The following is a 19,765-nucleotide window of genomic DNA, read 5'->3' on the forward strand; positions in this document are numbered from 1 at the left end:
GCGGCGCAGTCTTCGCTGCTCTATCACTCTCCTCATGCGATATGTACGGGTATCCCGGCTATGGCTACGGAGGGTACGGTGGCTACGGTGGCTACGGCGGTTATGGCCGCAGCTATTACAACAATAACTACTATTCAAGTCCGCTGCTCGGCTTGGGTGGCCTCGGCGGTTACTATGGCGGCTATTCCAGACCCTACGCTTATAGCAGCTACAATCGTAACTACTACTCCAGCCCGTTCCGGTCCTTTGGCAACTTCGGTAACTTCAATAACTTCGGTAACGTGGGTTACAACAGAAGCCACTACAGCTCTCCGTTCTTGGGCGGTGGCAGTTTCTCATCCTTGGGTCGTGGCTTCGGCGGCTCCTCATTCGGCGGCCACAGCTTCGCCAGCCATAACATTGGTGGCTCTCCCTTCGGCGGCCACTCCATGCACAGCGGCTCCTTTGGCGGCTTAGGTGGTGGTCATAGCTTCGGCGGTGGCGGTCACAGCTTTGGTGGTGGTGGCCATAGCTTCGGCGGCGGCGGGCACAGCTTCGGCGGTGGCGGCGGCCATATGGGCGGCCATCATCATTGATCCGACTTCGCTATTTCAGCTTCTCTCACGCAGCGCTCAAGGTTTCTTGGGCGCTGTTTTTTTTCGCTTCACGTAGTCCGGCCATTCGATCTTTTTTCCCTCGGCACCGGTGAATTTCCACGCCGGCCACATCGGCGATTCATTCTGCACCTCGGCGTATTTGGCCTGCAGTAGTTCCTTCAGCTCCGCCAGTTTGGCGGGTTCGGTCACCGCCAGATCATGCTGCTCGCCGATGTCCTGGCTGAGATTGAAGAGCATAAACTCCTGCAGCACGGCTTCCTTAAAATCGCGCTCAGTCTGCTCGGTGATGTCGTTGCCGCGCGCCGCCGCTGGTTTGTCGAGCGTGGCGAGGATCTTCCAGTCGCCCACACGCATGGCGACCTTGGGGGCGCTGAAGGCGCGGTTGAAGTGCCAGTAGAGCGGCGTCTTGCGCTCCACCTTGCGGCCTTCGAGAACGGGCAGCCAGCTCGCACCGTCGATCACCCGGTCTTGCGGTGCCTGCACTCCAGCGACAGTGCACATCGTCGGCAGAAAATCCACGCCGCTAATCGGTTCATCGCTCACCGTGCCGGGTTTCGTTTTGCCAGGCCAGCGCAGAATGCCAGGGATGCGGATGCCGCCTTCCCACATGCTGCCTTTTTTATCGCGCAGCGGCCCGGAGGAGCCATGCGGATGCTGCGGGGTGATGGCAGGACCGTTGTCGCTGGTGAAGAGCACGAGGGTGTTCTCCCGCAGCCCCTCATCATCCAGCTTCTTCATCAGCCGGCCAAACGCAGCGTCCATCTGTGAGATGTTTCCATGGTGTCCGCTGTAGCTGGGATCAGCCGAAGGATAGAGCGCGGCGTACTTCGGATCCGAGGAGATGGGTTCATGCGGCTCATGAATGCAGACGTAGGCAAAGAACGGTTTGCTCTTGTCCCGCGCATCCAGCCAGCGCATGGCCTCATCGACGACGAGGTGCGCTGCGTAGCCTTCGAGCTTGCCGACTTCGGTGCCGTTGCGCACGAAGTTGTTCGGGTTGTGGTGATTGGGGTAGGCGTTGTTATGGGTCGAGAACCAATGATCAAAGCCATGGTCATTGGGCTGCGGCTGCGTCGGCTGGTTGAACTCGCCGTTCATGTGCCACTTTCCCACATGGCACGTCGCATAGCCCGCTTCATGCAGCAGCTTCGCAATGGTGATCTCACTGCGGCGCATGTGCATCGGTGAATCCTCGGGAATCCAATCCCGCACCCCCACCCGTGTCGGCGTGCGTCCCGTCATCAGCGCCGTGCGTGACGGCGAGCAGTTCGGATGCCCCGCATAGCACGAGGTGAAGCGCAGCCCCTCGGCGGCAAACTTGTCCACATTGGGTGTGAGCACGTCCTTGGCACCATAGCAGCCCAGATCTCCGTAACCAAGATCGTCATCAAGCACGAGGAGGATGTTGGGACGGTCTGCGAACGCGCTGGAGGTGAGGGCCAGCGCGAGGAAATAGAGCAGCGGTTTCATGCCTGCGGTGAACGTGTTCAGCGCATCACTTGTTCCAGAGAAAGCATCTGCCACTCGCCCTCTGCGAGATCACCGAGCACATACGGCCCAAAACGTTCGCGGTGCAGCTTCTCCACATGCCAGCCCTGGCTGGCAAACATGCGGCGTACCTGATGGTAGCGGCCTTCGGTGATGGTGAGACGGGCGCTTTGGCTGGAAACGATTTCCAATTTCGCCGGCAGGCAGGGCTTGTCCTCGCTGCGGAGCATCAGATCACCTTTGGCAAAGATGTCGATGAGCGCAGGATCAAGTTCTCGATCCACTTCCACGAGATACGTCTTCTCGATGTCTGATTTTGGCGAAGTGTAGCGATGCACAAGGCTGCCGATGTCTGTGACGAGCAGCAGACCGCTCGTGTCTTTGTCGAGACGTCCCACACTCGTCACGGCCGGATTGCGCTCCGGCCAGTGGGAGGGCAGCAGCTCATAGATGTTCTGTCCTTCCTCCTCGCTGTGCGTGCAGGAGTAGCCCACGGGCTTGTGCAGCATCGCCAGCAGGCCATCAGGTGCTTCCAGAGGTTCGTCATCCACAGTGATCAGCGCGGAATCCACCCGCTGATCCGAACGCTTCACCACCACGCCGCCCAGCTTCACCCGGCCCTCTTTGACAAAGGCCATCGCCTCCCGGCGTGAACAGTAACCGAGGGCGGAGAGAAGCTGATCGAGGCGGCGCATGTGGGGATTGGTTTCGGGTATTGTAGTGCCGGCTTCAGCCGGAATCTGGAAAGCGGGTGCTATGGGGGACGTTCGCCCAGACCGGCTAAAGCCGGTACTACAATACTCAGATTCAGTCATCCCATTTCGCGCCGTAATCGAGAACCGGGTATGATTTCCAGATGCTGGCGGCAGCCTCTCTGCCTTTTTCTCGCAGATAATCATGGGCGCTGGACCATGGCCACTCGGTCCATTGAAATGCATGACCATGTTTCACTGCGTTGTGATGAATGTAGTTCACGGAGGTCCAGAAGTGGGATTCGCTGCGCATGGCGCGGTCTGTGAGGCGGTGCCAGCAGGTGCGGCCGTGTGCATCATCATCACGATTCCAAGCAAAGGACATGCGGCCGTGCAGTTTGCCAAGTCGGCTGATCAGCGATGGAAGATCAAGAGTAGTCGTCAGCACATGGTAGTGATTGGGAAGCACGCACCAGGCGTGAACCACGGCACCAAGGGCTTCGAACGCCTGCTGCAACTGCATGACAAAATCATCCATTCGCTCCATCGAAGCGCCGATGATCGGTGCATGCTCGTAGCATGTTCCCGTGATGAGATACTGGCTCGTCTGCTGCCCGGTGAAGTGCGGCGGGCCATGCCAGGGGCGGTGCAGAAGTTTGCGCTGGCGCAATACGTCATCACGCAAGGCCGTATTGTAGTACCGGCTTTAGCCGGAATCTGGATTCTGGGATTTGGGACGCTCGCCCAGAACCGGCTAAAGCCGGTACTACAATACTTACACCGGGCATGCGATGCCACGAGGCGAATGGCCCCCTACGCTCCCACCAGCTTCCGCGCTTCCGCGAGCGCCGCATCCACCTTGGCCACGTCCTTGCCGCCGCCGCGTGCAAAGTCCGGCTTCCCGCCGCCTTTGCCACCGACGATCGGCGCGATGCTCTGGATGATCTTGCCGGCCTGGACTTTGCCCTGATGCTCTTTGGCCACGCTGGCAATCAACGCCACGCTGCCACCGCCCGTTGCGGCGAGAACGACGATGCCGTTGAAGGTGCCCTTCAAGGCTTCAGCCACGCCCACAGCGTAGTCCGCATCCACATCACCGAGGTTGGTGATGATGGTATTGTTGGATGCGGTGGCGATGAGGTCTTTGGCCTTCACAGAAGCCTCGCGCTGCTGCGCAGCTTTGAGGGCTTTTTCGAGCTCCTTCTGCTGCGTGAGAATCTGATCAAGCTTCTTCTCCAGATCGGCGGCGCCTTGGGCGCTGACTTTGCCGGCGAGGAGCTTGAGGAGTTCGGCATCGGCGCGAGCGGCGTTATAAGCTTCGAGGCCGGCAATAGCTTCGATACGACGAACGCCGGAGGCGACGGCGCTTTCGCTGACGAGGCGGAAGAGGCCGATCTCGCCGGTGCTGCGGGTGTGGGTGCCGCCGCAGAGTTCCATGCTCCAGCCGTCGAGCTTGTTGCGCTGGCCGCCGATTTGCACCACGCGGACGAGGTCGCCGTACTTCTCGCCGAAGAGAGCCATGATGCCGTTGTTGGCCTTGGCTTCGACGTAGGGAACTTCAGTCCAGGAAACGGGATCGTTGGCCACGATGCGCTCGTTCACGAGACGCTCGATGTCGCTGATCTGCTGCGCGGTGAGCGCGGCGCTGTTGAAGTCGAAGGTGAGCTTGTCCGGCGTGACAGAGGAGCCCTTCTGCGTGGCGTCCTTGTTCACCACTTCATGCAGCGCCCAATGCAGGATGTGCGTGACGGTGTGGTGCCGCTCGATGGCGTGACGACGCGGCGCATCGACAATGAGCTTCACGGTGGCATCGACGGCAGGCGCTTCGTCGCCTTCGAGGAAGTGCAGCCAGGTGTTGCCGACCTTGCTCGTGGCGCTGATCGGATAAGTGTTCGCACCGAGAATCAACTGACCCGCGTCGCCAATCTGGCCGCCCATCTCCGCGTAGCAGGTGGAGACATCGAGCACAACGGCCGTCTTGTCCTTCATCTCAACGACTTCGAGCACACGCACGTCGGCTTCGAGCATATCGTAACCAATGAACTTGGTCGGCGCCTTGGTTTCGATTTCTGAGACGGAGACGACTTGTTTGTTCTTCTTGCCGGCTTCGCGGGCGCGCTCCTTCTGCTCTTCCATGAGCTTGTTGAAGCCTGCGGTGTCCACGGTCAAGCCACGCTCACGGGCGAGAAGCTCGGTGAGGTCGAGAGGGAAGCCCTGCTCATCATAGAGTTTGAAAGCAAAAGCTCCGTCGATGTTTTTGCCTGCACTGGCGGTTTCCTCAAACAACGCGATGCCCTTGTCCAACGTCCGGTTGAAGCTCTCTTCCTCCAGCTTCAGCACGCTCTTGATCTGCTCCTTCTTAGTGCGCAGTTCCGGGAACACATCGCCCATCTGCGCCGCGAGGACATCGACGAGCTTGAAGAAGAACGGCTCCTTAAACTCCAGTGTGCGGCCATACTTCACGGCGCGGCGCAGGATGCGGCGGAGCGTGTAGTTGCGGTCGCTGTTGCCAGGCTGAATTCCATCCGCAATCGCGAACGACAGCGTACGCAGATGATCGGCGATGACACGGAATGCGACGTCGATCTTCTCCTGCTCGGTCACCGGGACCACATGGCCCTGCTCATTGGCCTTCGGCAGCGTGCTGACGTAGGTCTTGCCGGAGAGCTTGGTGAGCTCGTCGAAGATGGGCTTGAAGACGTCGGTGTCGTAGTTGCTGATCTTGGCGGTCTCGAAGTCGGTGAAGTTCTTGGTGCCCTGAATGATGGAGCAGACGCGCTCGAAGCCCATGCCGGTGTCCACGTGCTGCGCTGGGAGCGGGACGAAGGAGCCGTCGGGGTTGGCGTTGTACTGAATGAAGACGTTGTTCCAGATCTCGATGCAGCTCGCATCGCTGCCGTTCACGAGCTTGGCACCGGCGCGCTGGCGGTCTTCGTCCAGGTTCGGTGCGCCGGGGGTGAGGTCGATGTGGATCTCGGTGCAGGGGCCGCAGGGGCCGGTGTCGCCCATCATCCAGAAGTTGTCCTTCTTGTTGCCGTTGACGATGTGGATGTCGGGATCGAGGCCGATGCTGCGGAACTTCTCCGCCCAGATGTCCCAGGCTTCCTGGTCGCGCTCAGCGGGGTCGCCCTTGCCGGGCTGATAAATGGTGGCAAACACGCGGGTCGGCGGGAACTTCCAGCGCTCGATGACAAGCTCCCAGGCCCAGGAAATGGCTTCCTTCTTGAAGTAGTCGCCGAAGCTCCAGTTGCCCAGCATTTCGAAAAGCGTGTGGTGGTAGGTGTCCAGACCCACGTCTTCCAGGTCGTTATGCTTGCCGCCGGCGCGGATGCACTTCTGCGTGTCTGCGGCACGGGTGGGCAGGCCTTTGTGCAGGACGCCCGGCCAGGTGTCCACGTCCGCGCTGCGCTCGCCGAGGAAAATGGGCACAAACTGGTTCATGCCGGCGTTGGTGAAAATGCGTGCGCCGTCGCGGCTGGTGTAGCCCACGTTGTCACTGGGGACGATGGTGTGCTGCTTCTCCTTGAAGAAGTCGAGGAAGCTCTGGCGGATCTGGGCGGCGGTGGGGACGGCGGACATGGCTGGAAAAGGGAGCGCGGATGGTAGCGGGATGAAGCCGAAGGTAAAGGCGGGGTTTGCTGCTGCATGACAGCGAAAGCGGCCATTGGACTGGGAATCAGCCCTCTACAAGGGGCGACGGCCAGAGGCCCGGCTGCATGGCAAGAAAAATGTTTGTAAAATCACCATAAATAAAGTAAAATTTAGAAAGATTTAGGCCCAGAAATGACCACCACCGCCCCCAATTTCAAAAAATCATGCCCTTCCGCCCCCGGAATGAGCCTGATGGAATTGTTGGTCACCATCGTGATCTTAGGCATCATCATGAGCATCATGGTCATGTCCATGGGTGGTTCACGTCAGGCGGCGGAGGATCAGAAGGACAAGCGCAATGCCCAGGAAATCGCCAGTGTCGCGGCCATGGCCAACGCCGCCGGGGCCAGCTTCATCGTGCCGGACGACGAGCAGGCCACCATCGCCAACCTGCGTGACGGCACGGCACCGGAGACCGGGGCCTTTCGTGGACGCATTTTCAGAATTCCAGACATGCACGACTCCGAGATCGTGGGGGCGATGCGATTTCTGGCGCTCAACGATTCGGACCTGCAATACCGCCAGGACGGCAGCAGCAGTCCGTAAGCTGAAACGGCTGGCGAGAATCCAAAGCCAGTCTCTGAGCTCCACTCCCTGCATGGAGAATGCCGCTCAAATTCAAGATCCGCCTTTCTCCAGCGTATCTCAGAGGTGATCCGCCTCTTCATCACTCTTCCTCTCATTGCTTCCGCCGTCGCGGAGCCGGCCCCGCGCCCCATCCAGTTCTCCAAGGAGATCCGGCCTATCCTGAGTGAGAACTGCTTTTTCTGCCACGGCCCTGACGAAAAGAAGCGTGAGGCGGGCCTGCGCCTCGACGACGAAACCAGCGCCAAAAAGAACAACGACGGCACCACAGCGGTAGTACCGGGGCATCCTGAAAAAAGCGCTCTTTTGGAGCGCATCCTCAGCAAGGACGCCGACGAGGTCATGCCGCCACCCAAGCAGCACAAGACCATCTCGCCCGCGCAGATCGCTCTTTTGACCGAATGGATCAAACAGGGCGCGCCTTGGGGGAAGCACTGGAGCTATGAGAAGGTGGTGAAACCAGCCGTCCCCGCAGGCTCCAAACAGCCGGTGGATGCTTTCCTCCTGCAGCGCCTTGCTCAGGAAGGCCTCAAGTATTCGCCCCAGGCCGACACCGCCACGCTGATCCGCCGCGTCGCGCTCGATCTGACTGGCCTGCCCCCCACGCTCGCAGAGCTCGATTCTTTGTCCAAGCAGCCCTACGACAAGATCGTCGATCATTACCTCTCCCTTCCCGCTTACGGCGAGCACTGGGCACGCCAGTGGCTCGATCTCGCACGCTATGCGGACAGCTCCGGCTACCCCAGCGACCAGCCGCGCGAAATCTGGGCCTACCGCGACTGGGTTGTGCGCGCGCTGAATTCGAACATGCCGTTTGATCAGTTCACCATCGAGCAAAACGCCGGCGATCTGCTGCCCAATCCCACCGACGACCAGCTCATCGCCACCGCATTCCATCGCAACACGATGACGCAGAATGAAGGCGGCACCGACGACGAGGAATTCCGCAATGCCGCCATCATCGACCGCGTAAACACCACCTTCGCCGTTTGGATGGGCACCACCATGGCCTGCGCCCAGTGCCACACGCACAAGTTTGATCCCATCACGATCAACGAGTACTTCCAGTTCTACGCCTTCCTCAATCAAAGCGCCGACAGCGACAAGAAGGACGAAGTTCCGCTCCACAGCTTCGACACCCGCGAGTTGATTGAGCAGCGCGCGAATCTGAAAAAGGAGATCGAAACTCTGGAGCAGAAGTTCACCTCTCCTGCCCCCGCATGGCTCGCCGGACTCGATGCTTGGGACCAGGGCTTTGCCCGCGATCTCGGCTGGCAGACACCGCAGCCGGCCAAGGTGACCACGCAATCCAAACAAACCGCCGCCATCGCCGCAGGCGGTGCCGTTTCGATTCCCAAAAACAGCGACAAAGACACCTACACAATCGAACTCCCTGCCACCGGCGACAAGCTCAGTGCCCTGCGCATCGAAACGATGCCAGCCGCCGGTTTCAGCAATTTCGTCATCACCGACGTGAAAGCGGAAGTCGTGCCGCCAGACTCCAAACAAGCTCCGCAAGCGCGCTACGTACGCATCGAACTGCCCGGTGAGAAAAAGATGCTCCAACTGGCCGAAGTCCAGGTGTTCAGCGGCAGTGAAAACATCGGGCCAGCCGGTGTCGCCACACAAAGCAGCATGTACACCGATGCCGCCGCCAAGCGCGCCATCGATGGCAACACCGAGGGCGATTACGCGAAAAGCAGCGTCGCGCACACCGCCGGCACCGACAACGATCCCTGGTGGGAAGTCGATCTGAAAGCAGCCAAGCCCGTGGATCGCGTCGTCGTGTGGAACCGCACCGATGGCAACGTCGGCAGCCGTCTCGATGGCTTCCGCGTCGTGTTGCTCGATGACAAACGCCAGACCGTGTGGAAGAGCGAAAACACTCCCGCACCTGCGAAAGACAAAGCCTTCGCCATCAGCGGCCCGGTCGCCGTGAGCTTCACCACCGCGCTGGCAGATTATGAGCAGACCGGCTTCACCGCTGCCTCCGTGCTGAAACCCAAAGATAAAAAGCAGCAGGGCTGGGCCGTCTCAGGTGCCGCCGACAAGCCGCATACACTCACCCTGCTGGCAGCATCTCCGGTGGTCGTTCCCTCCGGCTCCAAGCTCCGCATCACGCTCGCACAAAACAGCGAGTTCAAGCAGCACACCCTCGGCAGCTTCCGCCTCAGCTACACCGGAGATGCCCGTGTGCAGCAGGTCACCAAAGTTCCGCAAAATGTCGTCGCCGCACTCGCTCAGGCCAAAGACAAACGCACACCCGCGCAGCAGCAGACCGTGGTGGAGTACTTCGTGCGCAATGTGTCCAAAGCATCCGCCGCGGAGCGCACCCGCCTCGCCGCCGCGAACAAAGAGCTCGCCGCCCTCAAGCCCGTCACCGTGCCCATCATGCGTGACCTCGATCCCAAGCAGCGCCGCGTGACGAAGATTCAGCTGCGTGGCAACTGGCAGGCGCTGGGAGATGAAGTCAGCGAAGGCACTCCAGCCACCTTCAATCCCCTGCCCGCCAATGCCCCGCGCAACCGACTCACCATGGCCAAATGGCTCGTCAGCCGCGACAACCCTCTCACCGCACGCGTGACAGTGAACCGCCTGTGGGAAAGCATCTTTGGTACCGGCATCGTGCGCAGCAGCGAGGAGTTCGGCAGCCAGGGAGATCTGCCGGTGCATCCAGAACTGCTCGACTGGCTCGCCGCCGAGCTCATGGACAGTGGCTGGGACATCAAGTACATGCTCAAGCTGCTGCTCACCAGCCAGGCCTATCAGCAAAGCACCAAGACCACGCCGGAACTCAACGAGCGCGATCCCGACAACCGCCTCCTCGCCCGCGGTCCACGCTTCCGCCCCACCGGCGAACTTCTCCGGGACCAAGCCCTTGCCGTCAGCGGCCTCCTCAGCGCCAAAATGTACGGCCCTCCCGTGCGTCCGCTGACTCCCAATCTCGGCCTTACCACCGCCTTTGGCCGCAGCAACGACTGGACGATCAGCCCCGGCGAGGACAAGCACCGCCGCAGCCTCTACACCGAAGTCCGCCGCAACAGCCCCTACGCCAGCTTCACCACCTTTGACGCCGGCAACCGCGAAGTCTGCATGATCCGCCGCAGCCGCACCAACACACCCCTGCAGGCCTTCGTGACTTTGAATGACCCCGTTTTCATCGAGACGAATCAAGCCATGGCCCGCCGCCTCGTCGCCGAAGCCAAGGCAACACCCGAGCGTCTCGCCCTCCTCTTCAAACTCTGCCTCTCACGCGCCCCGAATGCGCATGAAACCTCGTCTTTGACGCAGCTCTACACCGAAACGCTCACCACCTACCGCGCCGACTCAGCCGACGCCACCAAGATGGCCACCGATCCCCTCGGCCCCGCGCCCAAAGACGCCGACATCGCCGAACTCGCCGAACTCGCCGCATGGACGACCATCGCCAACGTGGTGATGAACTTGGATGAGTTTTTGATGCGGCGCTGATGGAATGATCCCTGGAGCCGGGCTCGCACAACTTGGATTCAAAAGTGGGTGGACGACCGGAGGAAGGTGGCCAAAATACCCGCCCACTTTTTATCCTCATCCCATCTTTCATGCTGCTGGATCGTCTCTCCACCCTCGTTGCCGCCGGTTTTTTCATCTTCACCACTGCCGCTCTTGCGCAGGGACCCACCGAAACGCTGATCTCGAATGGCGGTCAGCCGAACCAGTCACCCAACATCGATTTTTTTGACCTGTCCCAGCGGGTGGCATGGGACTTTACCACGGGCTCGGATGCGTATGCAGATCTTTTTCTCACCGTGCAGGCAAGTAACAATGACGGCAGCGCTCACTATCTGAAGGCAGACTTTTTCACCTCCACCGGCTCCGCCCCGGACACCCTGGTGGGCAGCCTGGACCTTCGGGTGAGATTCACGGAAGGCAGCTTTCAGGACTTAACCAGTGATCCTGCAGCCCTGAGCCTGGCTGCCAACACCACCTACTGGGTGGTCTTGTCGCTGGTTGACCCCTTGAACAACCCGGGGTCGCCGGGCATCCTCTTGCGCAGGATTGCGGACGCTACCACCGACTCTGGCGGCATCTACTCGAGCGTGAGTGGCACGCCGTTGCTCAGTTCGACCAACAATGGCACCACCTGGGTGGCGGAAAACGGCTCTGATGCCGTGAAATACCTGCTCGAAGGTACCAAACTGGTCATCGTGGTGCCGGTAGTGCCTCCGGATGCCGTGATCACCGCACAAAGCCTGCAAAGCCTCGCACTCCAGAGCGCGAGCGCATTGCTGGAGGACTTCGCCATGCGCTTGTTCCGTGCACGCTCGGGTCAGGGTGGCGGTTCAAATCCAAACTCGGTGGTGGTGAACCTCGGCGGCGAGGATGAACTGGTGGAGCTGGGCGAAGGTGATGGCCCGGGCACGCCGCCCCGCCTTGTGGGCATCCGCACCAGCAACCGGGCCGGGCAGCTCCGCATCTTTTCGTCGTTCGACTATGGCTATGCGAACTTGAATGGCCGCGCCGCATCCCAGCGCACGAACACGTATGGCGGTACTCTGGGGATGGAGCTGAACGTGACAGACCATCTTTCCATCGGTGGCGGTCTGGGTGCCCTCAGCGCGCAGACCCGCGTGGCGGGTGGCCTTGCGTCCGTAGATACAGACGGCCTCACCCTGGCCGGTTATGCCACGTATCAGCAGGGCGGTTCCTATGTGGATCTGCTTTATGCAGCCACCATGCTGGAAAACAGAGTCATGCGCGGCGCTGCCCTCTCCAGCCCGGAAAGCACCGTGCACACCGTGCAGTTCAACACCGGTCACAACTTCACCGCAGGCAGCTTCATCCACGGCCCGTTTGTGGGAGTGAACTACGCCCATGCCACCACCAATCCTTATACCGAAAACGGCCCCGGCGCAGTCAGCGTGGACCGCCAGCGCTCGGACACCCTGCTGGGCCGCGTAGGCTGGCAGGGCAGCGCGCAGTTCAGGCGCGACTGGGGCGTCATCATCCCGCAGCTGCGCCTGTCCTGGGACAAGCAGTACCTCAATGAAGTCAGCGCCGCCAATGTGGCTCTGGCCGGCGTGCCGGGAGTGGTGACGCGCACCGGGACGGGCGCTGTGGCCCAGAACGGTCTGGGCGTGGGCGCAGGCGTGATGGTGAACCTGAACAGCAACTGGTCCTTCGCCGCGAACTACCAGGGGCATGTCTTGGACGGGGCCGCGAACCTGCACAATGCCTCGGCATTTGCCTCCTATCGCTGGTAGGCATGGGAAGGGTTTTGCCCATGCAGTCCGGCTAAAATCGTTGATTGCTCTTTGATGCGCCAGATAGCATCTTTCATCATGAACATCGCACTCGAACAGATCCGGCAGATGCCAGTCGTGCAGCGAATTCAATTGGTGGAGGACATCTGGGACTCCATGGTGGAAGAGGATGTGGACTTTCCACTGAGCAGCGCGCAGCTCACGGAACTGGACTCGCGCCGGGCTGCGATGCTGGCAGATCCGTCCATTGGAATCCCATGGGCAGAAGCGAAGGCACGGCTCCTGGCAGGAAATTGAACCATGAAGAAGTCGGTTCTCTCGCCGTGTGCATTGTCTGACGCAGATGATGCGCGGCGCTGGTATGAGAGTTGTGAGCCGGGTCTGGGTTCCGAGTTTGTCCGCGCTTTGGAAGAGTGTCTCTCGCGCATCGAGGCCGATCCTGAATTGTACCGGATCGTGCTGGCCCCCTATCGCAAAGCGTTGATGCGCAGATTCCCTTTCAGATCATTTATGAAGTTCGTGAGGACTGCCTTTGGATTCTTGCGGTTTACCACGCCAAACGTGATTCCGTGCAGTTGCGCAAAAGGATGACCGGATCTTGAACGTATCTCTCTGTGCATGAACCCCATCACTCACGACACCCTTCAGCTCAAGACGCGCCGTCAGTTCCTCGGCAATGCGGGGCAGTTCAGCCTCGGGGCCATCGCCATGCATGCGATGCAGCAGAAGGCGGGCGCCAGTACGGCCTCGGAGAATCCGCTTGCGCCAAAGAAGTCGCAGTTCGCGCCGAAGGCCAAGCGCGTGATCTACCTGCACATGTCGGGTGCGCCGCCGCACCTCGACCTCTTTGATTACAAACCCGAGCTCGTGAAGCGCAGCGGGCAGGACTGCCCTGACTCGATCCTCAAAGGCCGGCGCTTCGCCTTCACCACCGGCGTGCCCAAGCTTATGGGCACCCCGCGCACCTTTGCGCGCTACGGCAAAGGCGGCATCACGATGAGCGATGCCTGTCCGAACTTCCACACCATCGCCGATGAGATGTGCATGATCCGCTCCATGAACACGGATCAGTTCAATCACGCGCCGGCGGAGCTTCTGCTCTTCACCGGGCATGCACGGCAGGGCCGGCCCTCCATGGGTTCGTGGGCCACCTATGGCCTCGGCACGGAGAATCAGGATCTGCCGGGCTTCGTCGCCCTCATCTCCAGCGGCACCCAGCCCAGCGGCGGCCAGGGCTGCTGGGGCAGCGGCTTCATCCCCAGCGTGTATCAGGGAGTGCAGTGCCGCAGCAAGGGCGACCCCGTGCTCTTTGTCAGCGATCCTGCCGGCATGAACCGCGCCATGCGCCGCAAGACGCTTGATGCCCTGCAGGATCTCAATCAGCAGCAGGTCGCCGAATTCGGCCATCCCGAGACCGTCACGCGCATGGCCCAGTATGAGCTCGCCTTCCGCATGCAGACCAGCGTGCCCGAGGTCATGGACATCTCGAAGGAGCCGCCGCACGTCATCGAAGCCTACGGCGCCAAACCCGGCGAGGCCAGCTTTGCCAACAACTGCCTGCTCGCACGCCGCCTCATTGAAAAGGGCGTGCGTTTTGTGAATCTCTTCGACTGGGGCTGGGACTTCCACGGCACCAGCGAAGGCAGCGGCATCACCTCCGGTCTCACTGCCAAAATGGCCGCGACCGACAAGCCCGTGGCCGCCTTGATCAAAGATCTCAAGCAGCGCGGTCTGCTGGACGACACCCTCGTCATCTGGGGCGGTGAATTCGGCCGCACCCCTTTCCGCGAAGGTCGCACCGCCGCCAGCAAAGTGCTCGGTCGCGATCACTACCCCGACTGCTTCTCACTTTTCATGGCCGGCGGCGGCGTGAAGGGCGGCTTCGAGTACGGCAGCACCGACGAACTCGGTTTCAGCGTCGCCGAAAACAAAGTCCACGTGCACGACTTCCAGGCCACCGTGATGCACCTCCTCGGCTTCGATCACGAGCGCCTCACCTACCGCTTCCAAGGCCGCGACTACCGCCTCACCGACATCCATGGCCACGTGGTGAAGGATCTGCTGGCGTGAAACACAGCTCCGCATCAATTGCTGCGCCGCCTGCGCACCGCGGCTGCCAGCGCAGTCACGGCCACGAGGAGCGCGCTGCCCGGTTCCGGCACCGGGTTGAGCGTGATCACGGATTGAATGGCCGAGGCATTGGCGCTGATGTCCGAGAGATAAAACGTGGAGGCTCCGGTTACCGGCACCCAGGCGCCGCCGCCGCTCTGCTCGTAATAACCCGTCATGTTGTAAAGCGCCGCTGTAAACGGGTTCGATCCCGTCGGGCTGGCGGAGTAGGGGCCGCTCTGCACAGCGTAGTTGATCCCCGCGAGCTCCCAAACGCCGCCCACGTTCACGAATGCCGCTCCGCCAGAGTCTCCTGAGGAGAGCGTGATGTCGTTCGAACTGCTGAAGCTTGCAGAGAGCAGCGTTCCGGAGAGCCCGATGCTTGATCCATTGACCGATCCAGTAAAGGTGTTGTTACCCCAGCGTGCAACACCATCACTCGCGCCCCATAGCCAGCCATGCGTGATGGTTCCGCCGGCGCTGGTGACAGCCGCGCCCTGCTGCGTTCCGCGACCGATGTCTTCAAACGCCAGCGTCGTGGAGGAGCCGGTGTAAAGCGGCGCATACGTGGAAAAGATGCCGCCGCTGATTTTAAAGATGTTCAGGTCCGTGCCTGGAATGTTGTAGTAGCCCACGCCGCCGTTGAAACTGGTGTCGATATTGTAGGACACCGAGGTCGTACCACTGAAATTCGTATCGTAGTCAAAGGTGCTGGATGCCACGCCGATGTGCGCCGCCGTGATGAACAGATCTGGCGAAATCATCGTGCCGAGGTAGCTGCCAAAGTAGCCCTCATACTGCCAGCCGGAGTCTGCCGAAGGAGCGGTTGTGTTGTAGGTCGTGCTCTCCTGATCGTAAAAAATCACTGCGCTCGCTGGCGAAGCAATGAGCAAGCAGAGCGGTAAAAGCTGGCGCAGGCGCAACATGGGGGGAACACCTGCATAATATATAATTGTTATAAATTATCAAATTTATAACAAAGCAGACTTTCCCCGTCCCTGACCTGCTCTGCTACCCCCCCTGCACCGGCGGCATGATCGCCACTTCGCCGCCGTCGTGCAGCGGCTCGTCGCGCTTCACATAAGTTTGGTCCAGAGCCAGGAGCAGGCTGTTCTCCCAGTCGCTCAGCTTGGGCCAGCGGAATTCAATTTGAGCGAGCAAGTCGCCCATCGTGGCACCGGCGGGCACTTCGAGAGTGATTTCGTCCGTACCGGTGATGTCGCGCAGGACGGAAAAGAACAGCACGCGCAGCTTCATGACGCGGGATTGGGGTTCAGGATGCCGATGCAGGGCAGATTTCGGAAACGCCCCTGGTAGTCCATGCCGTAGCCCACGACGAATTCATCGTCGATCTCAAAGCCTGCGTCATTTAGCGGCACCTCACGCAGGCGCTCACGGCGTTTGCTCAGCAGCACGCAGGTGCGCAGAGAGGCGGGCTGCTGGGCCAGGAGGCGCTCGCAGATGGCGCTGAGCGTGAGCCCGGTGTCGAGGATGTCATCGAGCAGCAGCACGTCCTGATCACGCATGTCAAAGTTCGCGGGCCAGTTCACCTTCACTTCGCCGGTGGTGGTGGTTCCACCTTGATAACTGCTGGCGCTCAGGGTGTACAGCCGCACGGGCATCTCGAGTTTGCGCAGCAGATCAGCCACAAAGAAAAGGCCACCATCCATCAGCGCCACCACAGTGACGACTTTGCCTGCGAGTTCCGCATTCAAGCGCGCCGCCATCGCGTCCACCCGCTCGCTGATTTGCGCTGGAGTGAGCAGGATGCGTTCGAGATCTTGAATGACGCCGGTGACGGAAGATGGCATGGAGCAAAAGAGTGTGTAAAAGGACAAAGCTGACGTAGCGCAGGCCGCACGACACGCGTTTCTTGTAACCTGAATGAACCCAACTGACAAACCGAACCTGCCCGACCTGCGCGTGAGTTACGACCAGGGCGAACTCGACGAACACAGCGCCCCTGCCGACCCTCTGGCGCTCTTCACGATTTGGATCAACGACGCCCTCGCGCACAAGCTGCCGGAGCCGAATGCGATGAGCCTCGCCACCAACGGCCTTGATGGCACACCGACCGTGCGCACGGTGCTGCTCAAAGGCATCGACGAGCGCGGCTTTCATTTTTACACCAACTACGAAAGCCGAAAGGGCCACGAAATCGCCGTCGATGCCCGTGCCGCCGCCTGCTTCCTGTGGACGGACCGTCATCATCAGGTGTGCCTGCGGGGTTCCATCTCCAAGCTCGACCGTGCCGATGCAGAGAAGTACTTTGCCAGCCGTCCCTATGGGCATCAAATCGGCGCCTGGGTGTCCGATCAGAGCGTGGTGATCTCAGGCCGTGAATGGCTGGAGCAGCGCGATGTCGAACTGAAGGCGCAGTATCCCGAAGGCCAGGTCCCCTGCCCGCCACACTGGGGCGGCTACACGCTGCAGGCAGACGAAATCGAATTCTGGCAGGGCCGCGTGAGCCGTCTGCACGACCGCATCCGCTACCGCAAGGAAGGCGGTGTGTGGGTGAAGGTGCGGCTGAGCCCTTGAGGCGGAAGAAAAGTGCAGACATCGCTTGCCTTTCATTATTTTCAGTTTTTAATGAAAGCGTGAGCAAAGAACTACCAGAATGGGAAAAAGCCCGCGAGGAATTCGTGGTGCAGTGGGGTTCGCTTGGCACCCAGTGGGGCATCCCCCGCACCATGGCCCAGATTCACGCCCTGCTCATGACCGCCCCGGAACCCATGTGCACGGACGATGTCATGGAGCGGCTGGAGATCAGCCGCGGCAATGCCCACACCAATTTGAAGGATCTCGTCGGCTGGAACCTCGTGCGCATCATCACCAAAAAGGGCGACCGCAAGGAGTACTTCGAGGCGGAGAAGGACGTCTGGAAGATTTTCATCACCATCTCGAAGGAGCGCAAACGCCGCGAGATCGAGCCTGCCATCCACCTGCTGCGGGACTGCGCCGCCCGCACGAAGGATGAGGCCGCCGGCCCCGGCAAGGATTTCCACCAGCAGATGCAGGACCTCGATGAATTCCTCAGCTTCGGCGTCAAAGTCGCCGACACCGTCATTTCCATGAAGCACGCTTCTGCCCTGCAGTGGGCCATGCGCCTCCTCGGCTGATCTTTTCATGCCCATATATTTCACTAAATACTGAAAATTCAGAATATAAAGTCGCCATGAACACCGCTCCACATGAAGTCCGCCGCATGCGCCCGGCTTGTGACGAGACGAATCCGGTCGAGGGCCGGGTCGTGTGGAGTCCGGTGAAGTCGCTGTGGTTCACGACGCATCTCATCATCGCCGTGATCGGCGGCTGGCTCACGATCAGCACGGGAGGCGTGCTGGTTTCATGCGTGTTCACGGTGCTTACCTTGTGCCTCGGCCACACGGTGGGTTTGCATCGCCTCATCATTCATCGCAGCTTCAGCTGTCCGCGCTGGTTGGAGCATGGGCTGGTGCATCTCGGCACCGTGGTTGGCATGGGTGGTCCCTTCAGCATGCTTTACCTGCATGACATTCGTGACTGGGCGCAGCGGCATCCCGCCTGCCACCCATTCTACATCGACCAGCGGCCTATCTGGCGGGATGCGCTGTGGCAGTTCCACTGCAAGCTGCGTTTGAAGTATCCGCCGCAATTTGAGATCGAGCGCGAGGTAAGCGAGGATCGCTTCTACCAGATACTGGAGCGCACTTGGATGCTGCAGCAGCTTCCATATGCCGTGCTGTTCTACCTGCTCGGCGGTATCGGCTGGGTGGTGTGGGGCATCTCGGTGTGCATTGTGGTTTCGTTGCTCGGTCACTGGCTCATTGGCTACTGCGCGCACAACATCGGCCAGCGTGACTGGCACCTGCAAGGGCATGCAGTGCAGGGCTACAACCTCCCGCACCTCGGTCTGCTCACAATGGGTGAGTGCTGGCACAACAACCATCACGCTTTTCCGGAGTCGGCCCGACTGGGGCTCACAAAGGCTCAGCACGATCCCGGCTGGTGGGCGCTGCGTGTGCTGATTTTTTTCGGTCTGATCACCCACGTGAAGCTGCCCGCCGACATGCCGACACGGCCTGAACTCATTCCCCTCAAACCAAACCAATAACCACACACCCCTATGAACGAAACCGTCATCAGCTACAGCCTCTACCTCATCCTTGCCGTCAGCATGACGGTCTGGGTGGCGCGCACCCTCCACAAAAACGGCCGCATCTTCCTCGTCGATTGCTTCAACGGGAACACGGACCTCGCCGACAGCGTCAATCACCTGCTCGTCGTCGGCTTCTACCTCGTGAACATCGGCTTCGTCTCGCTCTATCTGAAAAGCACCGAGGAAATCAGCGGCGCGCGCGGCGTCTTCGAACTGCTCAGCGGCAAGATGGGCGTCGTGCTCCTCATGCTCGGCGGCATGCACTTCTTCAATCTCTACGTCTTCACCCGCATGCGCCGCCGCGCCACCCTGGCCAACCTGCCCCCGCCTGTGCCTCCCATGCATCGCGTCAGCAAAGCCCATGACATTCTCGACACGCTGTGAAAACATTCCTGCGAAAAGTGAAGCTCTCTTTCTTCGCGATGTTGTGCGGCTGGGTTGCCTGCAACATCGCGTTGTGGCTCGTTGCCGGATACTATGAATGGTTCACAGAAGAGACATCGCGCGGGCGATTCTACGATTGGTTGCCGGCTATTGGAGCCATTTCGGGTATCGAAATCGTGTGTGTCTGGCTGGTCATTTTTCTGCCGGTGGACCTTGCTGTGCGGGATGACTCATGGCTGCGTCAGCCAAAAACAGCCGCGTGTGCGGGCTTTGCCTCGGCCTGCGTCTTTGTGTTCGTTTGCGGCGCAATTACTCCAATATTCAACTCTGCAAGCGCACTATTGGCGATGGTCCTTCTTGCCGGATTGACCGGGACCACGGCGGCCTATGTCCGCGCACGAATGGATAAAAGGAAAGGAAAAGACAACTCATGAACACCCTCACCATCTTCTACGATGCCCGCTGCGGCCTGTGCTCGCGCTTCCGGCGCTGGATGCTCGAACAGGCCGCGTATGTGAGGCTGGAGTTTCTGCCCTACGATTCGGCGCAGGCACTCCAGCGCTGCCCGGATCTGCCCAACCTGCGAGCCGATCAGGAAATCGTCGTCATGGGAGATGACGGCTCTCTTTGGCAGGGAGCAGGCGCATGGGTGACATGCCTGTGGGCGTTGCGGGAGTATCGGGAATGGTCCCTGCGGCTGGCGAGTCCGGCGATGCAGCAGATCGCCCGCCGCGTGGTGCACTGGATCTCCAGCAACCGCATCGGCCTTTCCCACCTGCTGCGCCTGCGCAGCGATGACGCGCTGCGGGCTCAGATCACTGAGACGACTTGTGACAATGGGGCCTGTTCCATTGAAACACGAAACGCGGCTTGAATGAA

The 19,765-nt window shown here is 60.5% G+C and carries 20 protein-coding genes; 13 read left to right on the plus strand and 7 right to left on the minus strand.

Features of this window, described 5'->3' with window-relative positions:
* Nucleotides 1–41 precede the first annotated feature (41 nt).
* Complete coding sequence (locus AC3RLQ_RS22915; protein ID WP_493030989.1) at nucleotides 42–575, plus strand: hypothetical protein; 534 nt, start codon at nucleotides 42–44, stop codon at nucleotides 573–575.
* A gap of 36 nt (nucleotides 576–611) precedes the next feature.
* Here the strand turns inward: AC3RLQ_RS22915 and AC3RLQ_RS22920 are convergent, their stop codons facing one another.
* The 4 genes from AC3RLQ_RS22920 to alaS form a co-directional block, all read right to left on the minus strand.
* Nucleotides 612–2,066: a sulfatase gene (locus tag AC3RLQ_RS22920; RefSeq protein ID WP_493030990.1), complete on the minus strand. Its 1,455-nt coding sequence runs from the start codon at nucleotides 2,064–2,066 to the stop codon at nucleotides 612–614.
* Between the two features lie 17 nt (nucleotides 2,067–2,083).
* Nucleotides 2,084–2,779 (minus strand): pseudouridine synthase, encoded by a 696-nt coding sequence (locus AC3RLQ_RS22925; RefSeq protein ID WP_493030991.1) that lies wholly within the window; start codon nucleotides 2,777–2,779, stop codon nucleotides 2,084–2,086.
* A gap of 112 nt (nucleotides 2,780–2,891) precedes the next feature.
* The gene (locus tag AC3RLQ_RS22930; RefSeq protein WP_493030992.1) at nucleotides 2,892–3,461 is read right to left on the minus strand and encodes a transposase; all 570 of its coding nucleotides are present in this window, start codon (nucleotides 3,459–3,461) and stop codon (nucleotides 2,892–2,894) included.
* Nucleotides 3,462–3,589: 128 nt separating this feature from the next.
* On the minus strand, nucleotides 3,590–6,355 hold the full coding sequence (gene alaS, locus AC3RLQ_RS22935; protein ID WP_493030993.1) for an alanine--tRNA ligase: 2,766 nt from the start codon (nucleotides 6,353–6,355) through the stop codon (nucleotides 3,590–3,592).
* A 204-nt stretch (nucleotides 6,356–6,559) separates the two neighbouring features.
* On the opposite strand from alaS, the gene AC3RLQ_RS22940 reads away from it, so the two are divergent.
* The 6 genes from AC3RLQ_RS22940 (at nucleotide 6,560) to AC3RLQ_RS22965 (ending at nucleotide 14,325) form a co-directional block, all read left to right on the plus strand.
* Entirely contained in the window at nucleotides 6,560–6,973 is a 414-nt protein-coding gene (locus AC3RLQ_RS22940; RefSeq protein WP_493030994.1) for a type II secretion system protein, read from the plus strand.
* Between the two features lie 105 nt (nucleotides 6,974–7,078).
* Nucleotides 7,079–10,483 (plus strand): DUF1553 domain-containing protein, encoded by a 3,405-nt coding sequence (locus AC3RLQ_RS22945; RefSeq protein WP_493030995.1) that lies wholly within the window; start codon nucleotides 7,079–7,081, stop codon nucleotides 10,481–10,483.
* A gap of 110 nt (nucleotides 10,484–10,593) precedes the next feature.
* Nucleotides 10,594–12,255, plus strand: a complete 1,662-nt coding sequence (locus AC3RLQ_RS22950) for an autotransporter domain-containing protein (protein WP_493030996.1) — start codon at nucleotides 10,594–10,596, stop codon at nucleotides 12,253–12,255.
* A 78-nt stretch (nucleotides 12,256–12,333) separates the two neighbouring features.
* Nucleotides 12,334–12,552 carry an addiction module protein gene (locus AC3RLQ_RS22955; RefSeq protein ID WP_493030997.1) on the plus strand — a complete coding sequence of 73 codons (219 nt, stop codon included), beginning with the start codon at nucleotides 12,334–12,336 and terminating at the stop codon, nucleotides 12,550–12,552.
* A 3-nt stretch (nucleotides 12,553–12,555) separates the two neighbouring features.
* Nucleotides 12,556–12,846 (plus strand): type II toxin-antitoxin system RelE/ParE family toxin, encoded by a 291-nt coding sequence (locus tag AC3RLQ_RS22960; protein WP_493030998.1) that lies wholly within the window; start codon nucleotides 12,556–12,558, stop codon nucleotides 12,844–12,846.
* Between the two features lie 27 nt (nucleotides 12,847–12,873).
* A complete protein-coding gene (locus AC3RLQ_RS22965) occupies nucleotides 12,874–14,325 on the plus strand; it encodes a DUF1501 domain-containing protein (RefSeq protein WP_493030999.1) in 1,452 nt (483 codons plus the stop codon).
* 14 nt (nucleotides 14,326–14,339) lie between these two features.
* Here AC3RLQ_RS22965 and AC3RLQ_RS22970 read toward each other — a convergent pair whose 3' ends face one another.
* The 3 genes from AC3RLQ_RS22970 to hpt form a co-directional block, all read right to left on the minus strand.
* Nucleotides 14,340–15,290, minus strand: a complete 951-nt coding sequence (locus AC3RLQ_RS22970) for a PEP-CTERM sorting domain-containing protein (protein WP_493031000.1) — start codon at nucleotides 15,288–15,290, stop codon at nucleotides 14,340–14,342.
* An 85-nt stretch (nucleotides 15,291–15,375) separates the two neighbouring features.
* Nucleotides 15,376–15,621 carry a MoaD/ThiS family protein gene (locus AC3RLQ_RS22975; RefSeq protein ID WP_493031001.1) on the minus strand — a complete coding sequence of 82 codons (246 nt, stop codon included), beginning with the start codon at nucleotides 15,619–15,621 and terminating at the stop codon, nucleotides 15,376–15,378.
* Nucleotides 15,618–16,175, minus strand: a complete 558-nt coding sequence (gene hpt, locus AC3RLQ_RS22980) for a hypoxanthine phosphoribosyltransferase (protein WP_493031002.1) — start codon at nucleotides 16,173–16,175, stop codon at nucleotides 15,618–15,620. The genes AC3RLQ_RS22975 and hpt overlap by 4 nt, the downstream gene beginning before the upstream one ends.
* A 73-nt stretch (nucleotides 16,176–16,248) precedes the next feature.
* On the opposite strand from hpt, the gene pdxH reads away from it, so the two are divergent.
* The 6 genes from pdxH to AC3RLQ_RS23010 are packed head-to-tail and all read left to right on the plus strand — an operon-like array spanning nucleotide 16,249 to nucleotide 19,760.
* Entirely contained in the window at nucleotides 16,249–16,902 is a 654-nt protein-coding gene (pdxH, locus tag AC3RLQ_RS22985; protein ID WP_493031003.1) for a pyridoxamine 5'-phosphate oxidase, read from the plus strand.
* Between the two features lie 59 nt (nucleotides 16,903–16,961).
* On the plus strand, nucleotides 16,962–17,483 hold the full coding sequence (locus AC3RLQ_RS22990; RefSeq protein WP_482813431.1) for a GbsR/MarR family transcriptional regulator: 522 nt from the start codon (nucleotides 16,962–16,964) through the stop codon (nucleotides 17,481–17,483).
* 56 nt (nucleotides 17,484–17,539) lie between these two features.
* Complete coding sequence (locus AC3RLQ_RS22995) at nucleotides 17,540–18,457, plus strand: acyl-CoA desaturase (RefSeq protein WP_493031004.1); 918 nt, start codon at nucleotides 17,540–17,542, stop codon at nucleotides 18,455–18,457.
* Nucleotides 18,458–18,469: 12 nt separating this feature from the next.
* A complete protein-coding gene (locus tag AC3RLQ_RS23000; RefSeq protein WP_487681010.1) occupies nucleotides 18,470–18,886 on the plus strand; it encodes a hypothetical protein in 417 nt (138 codons plus the stop codon).
* A complete protein-coding gene (locus AC3RLQ_RS23005; RefSeq protein ID WP_493031005.1) occupies nucleotides 18,883–19,320 on the plus strand; it encodes a hypothetical protein in 438 nt (145 codons plus the stop codon). The genes AC3RLQ_RS23000 and AC3RLQ_RS23005 overlap by 4 nt, the downstream gene beginning before the upstream one ends.
* A complete protein-coding gene (locus AC3RLQ_RS23010; RefSeq protein ID WP_493031006.1) occupies nucleotides 19,317–19,760 on the plus strand; it encodes a thiol-disulfide oxidoreductase DCC family protein in 444 nt (147 codons plus the stop codon). Before AC3RLQ_RS23005 ends, AC3RLQ_RS23010 begins: the two co-directional genes overlap by 4 nt.
* The last annotated feature ends 5 nt before the right edge of the window (nucleotides 19,761–19,765 follow it).

Source organism: Prosthecobacter sp. GW821-HT29F12 (genome assembly GCF_058803405.1).